Here is a 7,947-nt window from a genome sequence, read left to right on the forward strand (position 1 = left end):
CCATAAGTGGATAATGGATAAACTTGTCAGATAATACATGCAACGGTAAGCCCGGCCATCACAATGCTTACCATTGACATCAGTTTTATCAGTATGTTCAGTGACGGACCACTCGTATCTTTGAACGGGTCGCCAACGGTATCACCTACTATTGTTGCCTTGTGACAATCAGAGCCTTTTCCTCCAAAGTTTCCTTCTTCAACCATCTTCTTGGCATTGTCCCATGCCCCACCTGAATTTGCCATGAAAATGGCGAGTGTGAAGCCTGCGGCAAGACCGCCAACGAGCAGTCCGAGTACACCAGCAACACCGAGTACACAGCCTATAATGATTGGTATGGCGATGGCAAGAAGTGACGGGAATACCATTTCGCGTTGTGCCGAACGTGTGGAAATTTCTACACAGCGACCATAGTCGGGTGTTGCCTTGCCTTCGAGAATACCTTTTATCTCGCGGAACTGGCGGCGCACCTCGTCGACCATGCTTCCCGCGGCACGTCCGACGGCTCCCATAGTTATTCCCGAGAAGAGGAAAGCGGCCATCGCTCCGATGAATGCTCCGACAAGTACTTTGGGATTTATGAGTGTTACTTGGAAAAATTGCATAAAATCATTCATGTTTGCCGTTGACGGGTTGAATTTGTTTCCGAGTGCATCTATATATACCGCTCCATTTTCTACGGCTCGTGCCATGGCAATCTTAATTTCTTCTATATATGATGCCAGCAATGCCAATGCGGTAAGTGCGGCAGAACCGATTGCGAATCCTTTGCCTGTTGCGGCAGTGGTGTTGCCGAGTGCATCAAGCGCGTCTGTGCGGTGGCGTACCTCCTCGCCGAGTTCGCTCATTTCAGCATTTCCACCGGCATTGTCGGCAATAGGTCCGTAGGTATCGGTGGCGAGTGTAATGCCGAGTGTGGATAACATTCCGACGGCAGCAATGCCTATTCCGTAAAGTCCTTTTGAGATGCTTGTCGCACTCATTGACATGTCAAATCCGTTGGCACATAGATAACTAAGCATTATTGCCACCGAAATTGTAACCACAGGAATCATGGTAGAAATCATGCCTGTCCCTATACCTTTTATTATTACAGTTGCCGAGCCGGTCTGTGATGCAGCCGAAATGTCCTTCGTAGGTTTGTAACTGTGCGAGGTGTAATATTCTGTTGCCTGACCTATTAACACGCCGGCTGTGAGTCCTGTCAGTACAGAGAATGATATTCCGAGCCAGTTATCTATTTTTAGCAAATAGAGGATTGCAAATGATGCGATGGCAATAAATACTGCCGATACGTTTGTACCTATACCGAGCGAGTGTAGCAAGTCTTTCATTGTTGCCCCTTCTTTTGTGCGAACGAGGAATATTCCTATTATAGAAAGGAACACACCTACTGCTGCAATTATCATCGGCGCAATTACTGCTCGCAACTGCATGTCGGTATTCAGCGCGAATGCCGTTGCACCGAGTGCTGCCGTTGAAAGTATGCTGCCACAGTAACTTTCGTATAAGTCGGCTCCCATTCCGGCCACGTCACCCACATTGTCTCCCACGTTGTCGGCTATGGTTGCAGGGTTGCGCGGATCGTCTTCGGGAATGTTTGCCTCGACCTTTCCAACGAGATCGGCTCCCACGTCTGCTGCCTTGGTATATATTCCTCCTCCTACACGGGCAAACAGAGCCTGTGTCGATGCTCCCATACCGAATGTAAGCATTGTTGTGGTTATTGTTATCAATGCCGTATTCTCTCCTTGGTAGAAAGCATTCAGGACGATGAACCAAATCGCTATGTCAAGCAATCCGAGACCTACTACAACCAATCCCATTACCGCACCTGAACGGAACGCCACACGCAGTCCGCTGTTGAGACTTTTTCGTGCGGCATTGGCTGTGCGTGCACTGGCGTATGTTGCGGTCTTCATCCCGAAGAAACCTGCCAGTCCGGAGAAAAAGCCTCCCGTAAGGAATGCAAAAGGAACCCATTCGTTCTGTACTTTCAGCACATAAGCCATTATTGCAAAAACCAACGCCAATACAATAAACACGATGAATACAATCTTGTATTGCTGCTTGAGATATGCCATTGCTCCACGGCGTACATATTCGGCAATCTCTACCATTCGCGGAGTTCCTTCCTCTTCTTTCATCATTTGGCGAAAGAAAAACCAAGCCATTATAAGGGCTGCAACCGATGCTATCGGCACGAGCCAAAATACATTAGGAATCATAATCTTTTATTTTTAATTGTTAACTAAGGTCGTGAAAAATGTCATCTTAATTTATGGCGTTATCGAATCGCATTATATGTTCTCTCTTCTTACAAGTCTTACGACATTTTCTACATGCGGCGTGTGAGGAAACATATCTACAGGTTGCACGTTTGTTACACGATATTCTCTGTCAAGTAGTTGTAAGTCGCGTGCTTGTGTTGCTGGATTACAACTTACATATACAATTACTTCCGGTTGTGCTTTGATAATCGTATCTGCTACATCAGGGTGCATTCCGGCACGAGGCGGATCGGTTATTATGATGTCCGGCCTGCCGTGTTCGTTGATAAAATCTTCGTTGAGAATGTCTTTCATGTCTCCGGCATAGAACAACGTGTTGTCTATTCCGTTTATCTCAGAGTTTACTTTGGCATCTTCAATAGCCTCCGGTACATATTCTATGCCAATAACTTTCCTTGCCTTGTGTGCAACGAAATTGGCTATCGTGCCGGTACCCGTATAAAGATCGTAAACAAGTGGAAGATCAACGGAGTCTGCAAAAGCAAAATCTCGTGCAATTTTGTATAGTTCATACGCTTGCTCGGTATTGGTTTGGTAGAAACTTTTCGGTCCGACTTTGAATTTTAGTTTTTCCATTAGTTCAAAAATATGATCCTTTCCTTTGAAAAGATGCAGGTCAAGATCGCCAAACGTATCGTTGCACTTATGGTTATCTACCCATAGCAATGAAGTCACTTGAGGAAAAGAGTCTGCGATGTGCTGCATGAGATTCATTGCACGCTGTTCGTCGTCTTGCTCGTCAAAGTGAAACTGTACCAACACCATCCATTCGTCTGTGTTTGAGTTGCGTATCATGATGTCTCTCAGCATTCCATGCTGTTGTCTCAGGTCGAAGAATGTCATGCCTGTTGAGAGGGCGAAATCACGTATCGAGTTGCGTATGTCATTGTTAAGAGGGTGCATAAGATGACATTTTTCTATTGGTAGTATTTTGTCGAAAGCACCGGTTATGTGGAAACCTATTGCTCCTTCGTTCTCCGTTATACTTTCTGGTCGTGTTTCTTTCAATTCTTTCATCTCCTCCCATGTTCTCCACCGTTTGTTGGAGCAGCCGAACTCGAGTTTGTTGCGGTATTCTTTAGTTTGCCTGCTGCCTAATATCGGGCTTATTTCCGGTAGTTCTATTTTCCCGATACGATGCAGTTGATCGCTAACTTGTCTTTGTTTCATCTTAAGTTGCTCGTTGTATGGCAGTGTCTGCCATTTACAACCTCCGCATACACCGAAATGTTGGCACATCGCTTCTTGTCGTACATCACTCTTTTTTACGAATCGCATAACCTCCCCTTCGGCATAGTTATGTTTTTTCTTTCGTAATTGTATATCCACTATGTCACCCGGAACACAGAAAGGTACAAACACCACCAAGTCATCAACTCTTGCAAGGGATTTTCCCTCGGCTGCACAGTCGGTAATTGTTATGTTCTCAAGCAGTGGCAATGGTTTCTTTTTTCTTGTCATTATTTTTATTAATATAAGCGTTGTTATTGGAGTTCTGAAAGTTACTCCTTCTCTCTTGCTAACAATTGGCAAAGATAATTAAAAATGTTTATTTCACAAACATTTCCAATGTTTTTATGAGTCATAATTGTTTTTTATGCGGGCATATTTTATTTGCATGTGTATTGTAATATTACAAAATTAGAATATGCTCCTAATACCTTTTTGTTTTGTGAAATTTGTTTAATAATTTGTTCTTGTTTACATAAAAACAATGAAATGTAATGTTTCATTTACAACTTTTCTGTGATTTTCTTGTGAGATTTGTTTTAAATTACTATTTTTGCAAAATAAATAATACACCCAAAAATCAGAAACAATATTTATGAGTGAAAAAAGAGTTTACCTTTTCGGCAATGGTAAAGCCGAGGGTAATGCAACGATGAAAGAGAAACTCGGTGGCAAGGGAGCGAACCTTGCAGAAATGAATCTTATTGGAGTTCCCGTTCCCCCGGGATTTACTATCACGACAGATTGCTGCAACGAGTATTATGAAGTAGGGCAGAAAAAGATTATAAGTCTGCTTACCGATGAGGTTATGGCAGCCGTCAAGCATATTGAGACATTGATGAACTCAAAGTTTGGAGACACGCAGAACCCGTTGCTTGTCAGCGTTCGTTCCGGTGCTCGTGCTTCCATGCCGGGTATGATGGATACGATACTGAACCTCGGTCTCAATGATGAAGTAGCCGAAGGAATGGTAAAGAAAACGGGTAATCCTCATTTTGTTTACGACTCGTATCGTCGTTTCGTACAGATGTATGGTGACGTGGTGCTTGAAATGAAGCCGGTCAACAAGGAAGACATGGATCCGTTTGAGGAAATTATTGATAAAGTGAAGGAACGCCGTGGTGTGAAACTTGACAAAGACATGAGTGTTGAGGAATTGAAAGACCTCGTAAGGCTTTTCAAAGAAGCAATCAAAGAGCGTACCGGCAAAGATTTCCCGAACGACCCAATAGAACAGTTGTGGGGTGCGGTGTGTGCCGTGTTCCGCAGTTGGATGAACGAACGTGCCATACTTTACCGCAAGATGGAAGGTATTCCCGATGAATGGGGTACGGCCGTATCTGTAATGGCAATGGTATTCGGCAACATGGGCGAAACATCTGCGACAGGTGTATGTTTCAGCCGTGATGCCGGTAATGGTGAGAACATATTCAACGGAGAGTATCTCGTCAATGCACAAGGTGAAGACGTTGTTGCCGGTATTCGTACTCCGAAGCAAATTACCAAGGTTGGTTCACAACGATGGGCAGAACGTGCAGGTATTTCAGAGGAAGAACGTGCAACAAATTACGCTTCAATGGAAGAGACCATGCCGGAGATTTTCAAGCAGCTTGACGAACTTCAGGATAAGTTGGAACATCATTACCATGACATGCAGGACATGGAGTTTACCGTTCAAGAAGGCAAATTATGGTTCTTACAGACTCGTAACGGCAAGCGCACAGGCACTGCAATGGTAAAAATTGCGATAGATTTGTTGCACGAAGGCATGATTGACGAGAAGACGGCGATAATGAGATGTGAACCGCAGAAACTCGATGAGTTGCTTCATCCGGTGTTTGATAAGAAAGCATTGATGAATGCCAAGGTTATCACACAGGGGCTTCCTGCCTCTCCGGGTGCTGCTTGTGGTCAGATTGTTTTCCATGCTGATGATGCCAAGGCTTGGCACGATGACGGTCGTAAGATTGTAATGGTGCGTGTTGAGACATCTCCCGAAGACTTGGCAGGTATGGCTGCAGCCGAAGGTATTCTTACCGCACGCGGAGGAATGACATCGCATGCTGCCGTGGTTGCTCGTGGTATGGGTAAATGCTGCGTATCAGGTGCGGGTGGCATTAATGTTGACTATAAGTCTAAGACAGTCGAAATAGACGGCATTGTATATAAAGAGGGCGACTTTATCTCGCTTAATGGTTCTACCGGACAGGTATATGCAGGAGAAGTTCCCACAAAGGCTGCCGAATTGTCAGGTGACTTCAAGGAATTGATGGACCTCTGCGACAAATATACTAAGTTGCTGGTTCGCACCAATGCCGATACACCGCACGATGCATTGGTGGCACGTCAGTTTGGTGCTCAGGGTATTGGTCTGACACGTACAGAACACATGTTCTTTGACGACAAGAAGATTATCGCCATGCGCGAGATGATACTTTCTGACACAGCAGAAGGTCGCGAGAAAGCTCTCGCAAAACTTCTGCCATACCAAAAAGCCGATTTCAAAGGCATACTTGATGCGATGGACGGAATGCCCGTAAACGTACGTTTGCTTGATCCGCCACTCCACGAGTTTGTTCCTCACGACAAGGCAGGTCAGGAAATCATGGCAAATGAAATGGGGGTTGACATCACAACAATCAAACGACGTGTTGACTCTTTGGCAGAGAACAATCCAATGCTTGGTCACCGTGGTTGCCGTTTGGGTATAACATTCCCGGAAATCACTGCAATGCAGACACGTGCAATACTCGGAGCCGCATGCGAGTTGAAGAAAGAAGGAAAGAATCCTATGCCGGAAATAATGGTTCCGCTGATTGGTACTTACGAAGAATTGAAGCAGCAGAAAGACATTATATATGCAACTGCAAAAGAAGTTTTTGCAGAGTATGGCATAGAGGTTGAATATGAAGTTGGTACAATGATTGAGATACCACGTGCTGCTCTTACTGCAGACCTTATTGCGAAAGAAGCACAATATTTCTCGTTCGGAACAAACGACTTGACTCAGATGACATTCGGTTACAGCCGCGATGACATAGCCTCGTTCTTGCCGGTATATCTCGACAAGAAAATACTTAAGGTTGACCCGTTCCAAGTGTTAGACCAAAATGGTGTAGGCAAACTCATAAAGTATGCCGTTAAGGAAGGTCGTGACGTTCGACCCGAATTACGCTGCGGCATTTGTGGTGAGCATGGAGGCGAACCAAGTTCTGTCAAATTCTGTGCTAAAATCGGTATGGATTACACATCATGTTCTCCTTTCCGTGTTCCAATAGCACGTTTGGCTGCCGCGCAGGCAGCCGTAGAGGAATAATTGAAATGTGTTGATAATCAGTTAAATACAAGATAAGAACTTGGCAACAGGTTCTTGTCTTGGTTTTGTCGGATGAGCCTTAATATAGATATTGTAAATGCGTAAAAATATTATATTATTAATTAGTCGTTCCTTAAAAAAGGTTTATTTTATTGATTTATAATCTATTATCCTCTTATTTATTTGTCTATTTCTGCAAGTTTTTGTACCTTTACAGTATAAAACTTGCAGAATTTCATGTTAAAAAGAACCTCCAACCAACTATCATTATTCTCTTCCTTAGAGGATATGCTCGATCACAATCATCCTCTTTACAGGCTTGCCAATAAAATCAATTGGCGCAGATTTGAAGATGCCTTTTCTCCCTTATATTGTAGAACCAATGGCCGCCCCGCCCATCCCGTTCGCTTGATGTGCGGTCTTTTAATTCTCTGAAACACTTGCGTAATGTTTCCGACGAAAGCGTCGTTTTACAGTGGAGCGAAAATGCCTATTATCAGTATTTCTGCGGTCAATTGGAATTTCTTCAGGAACCTTGCGAAGCTTCCGATTTGGCTCATTTTCGAAATCGCACAGGCAGTCAAGGGATGGAGATAATCCTTGCGGAGAGCATCCGTGTCAACGCCGAGAACGATGATGAGGATCATTTTGGCACGGCTTTTATTGATTCCACTGTACAGGAGAAGAACATCACTTATCCCACGGATTCCAAGTCGCATAAAAAGATAATCAGGCGGGTTCTCAAAATCGTTCGCGAGAGGAAACTTCCTTTACGTCGGAGTTAGCGAAGAACGCTGAAAAAGATTTCCCTCGACCGGCGTTTTCGCAATCACCCCGAGAATCACAGGAAGGCACTCAAGGCAGACCGAAGTTTGCGCACTATAGCCGGTCGTTTGGTCAGGGATTGACCGCAACCTTCCCGACAAGAAAGGTTATGAAAAGATGTTTGGACTCTTCCATAAGATTCTTTCTCAAAAACGTGACAGCCGCGATAAGATATATTCCCTTCACGAACCCGAAGTACAATGTATCGGCAAAGGCAAGGAACACAAGAAATACGAGTTTGGCAATAAGGTGTCCATTCTTCGCTCATGGTCGGGACTTATTCTT

General features: G+C 44.3%; 3 protein-coding genes and 1 pseudogene. 2 read left to right on the forward strand and 2 right to left on the reverse strand.

Annotated features, from left to right (window positions below; all coding sequences use genetic code 11):
* Nucleotides 1–26: 26 nt before the first annotated feature.
* On the reverse strand, nucleotides 27–2,228 hold the full coding sequence (locus EII32_RS05665; protein WP_125234471.1) for a sodium-translocating pyrophosphatase: 2,202 nt from the start codon (nucleotides 2,226–2,228) through the stop codon (nucleotides 27–29).
* A gap of 72 nt (nucleotides 2,229–2,300) precedes the next feature.
* A complete protein-coding gene (gene rlmD, locus EII32_RS05670; protein ID WP_125234472.1) occupies nucleotides 2,301–3,752 on the reverse strand; it encodes a 23S rRNA (uracil(1939)-C(5))-methyltransferase RlmD in 1,452 nt (483 codons plus the stop codon).
* A 364-nt stretch (nucleotides 3,753–4,116) separates the two neighbouring features.
* On the opposite strand from rlmD, the gene ppdK reads away from it, so the two are divergent.
* Both ppdK and EII32_RS05680 read left to right on the forward strand, forming a co-directional pair.
* Nucleotides 4,117–6,837, forward strand: coding sequence for a pyruvate, phosphate dikinase (gene ppdK, locus EII32_RS05675; protein WP_125234473.1), 2,721 nt, complete (start codon nucleotides 4,117–4,119; stop codon nucleotides 6,835–6,837).
* A 237-nt stretch (nucleotides 6,838–7,074) separates the two neighbouring features.
* Nucleotides 7,075–7,947 (forward strand): annotated as a pseudogene (locus tag EII32_RS05680) (IS5 family transposase); the annotation flags it as partial.

Source organism: Prevotella sp. OH937_COT-195 (genome assembly GCF_003932845.1).
Classification (GTDB): domain Bacteria; phylum Bacteroidota; class Bacteroidia; order Bacteroidales; family Bacteroidaceae; genus Prevotella.

Bases quoted from the DNA above. Each gene is read 5' to 3' on its own strand.
- EII32_RS05665 (WP_125234471.1), bottom strand. From the start codon at position 2,228: ATGATTCCTAATGTATTTTGGCTCGTGCCGATAGCATCGGTTGCAGCC.
- rlmD (WP_125234472.1), bottom strand. From the start codon at position 3,752: ATGACAAGAAAAAAGAAACCATTGCCACTGCTTGAGAACATAACAATT.
- ppdK (WP_125234473.1), top strand. From the start codon at position 4,117: ATGAGTGAAAAAAGAGTTTACCTTTTCGGCAATGGTAAAGCCGAGGGT.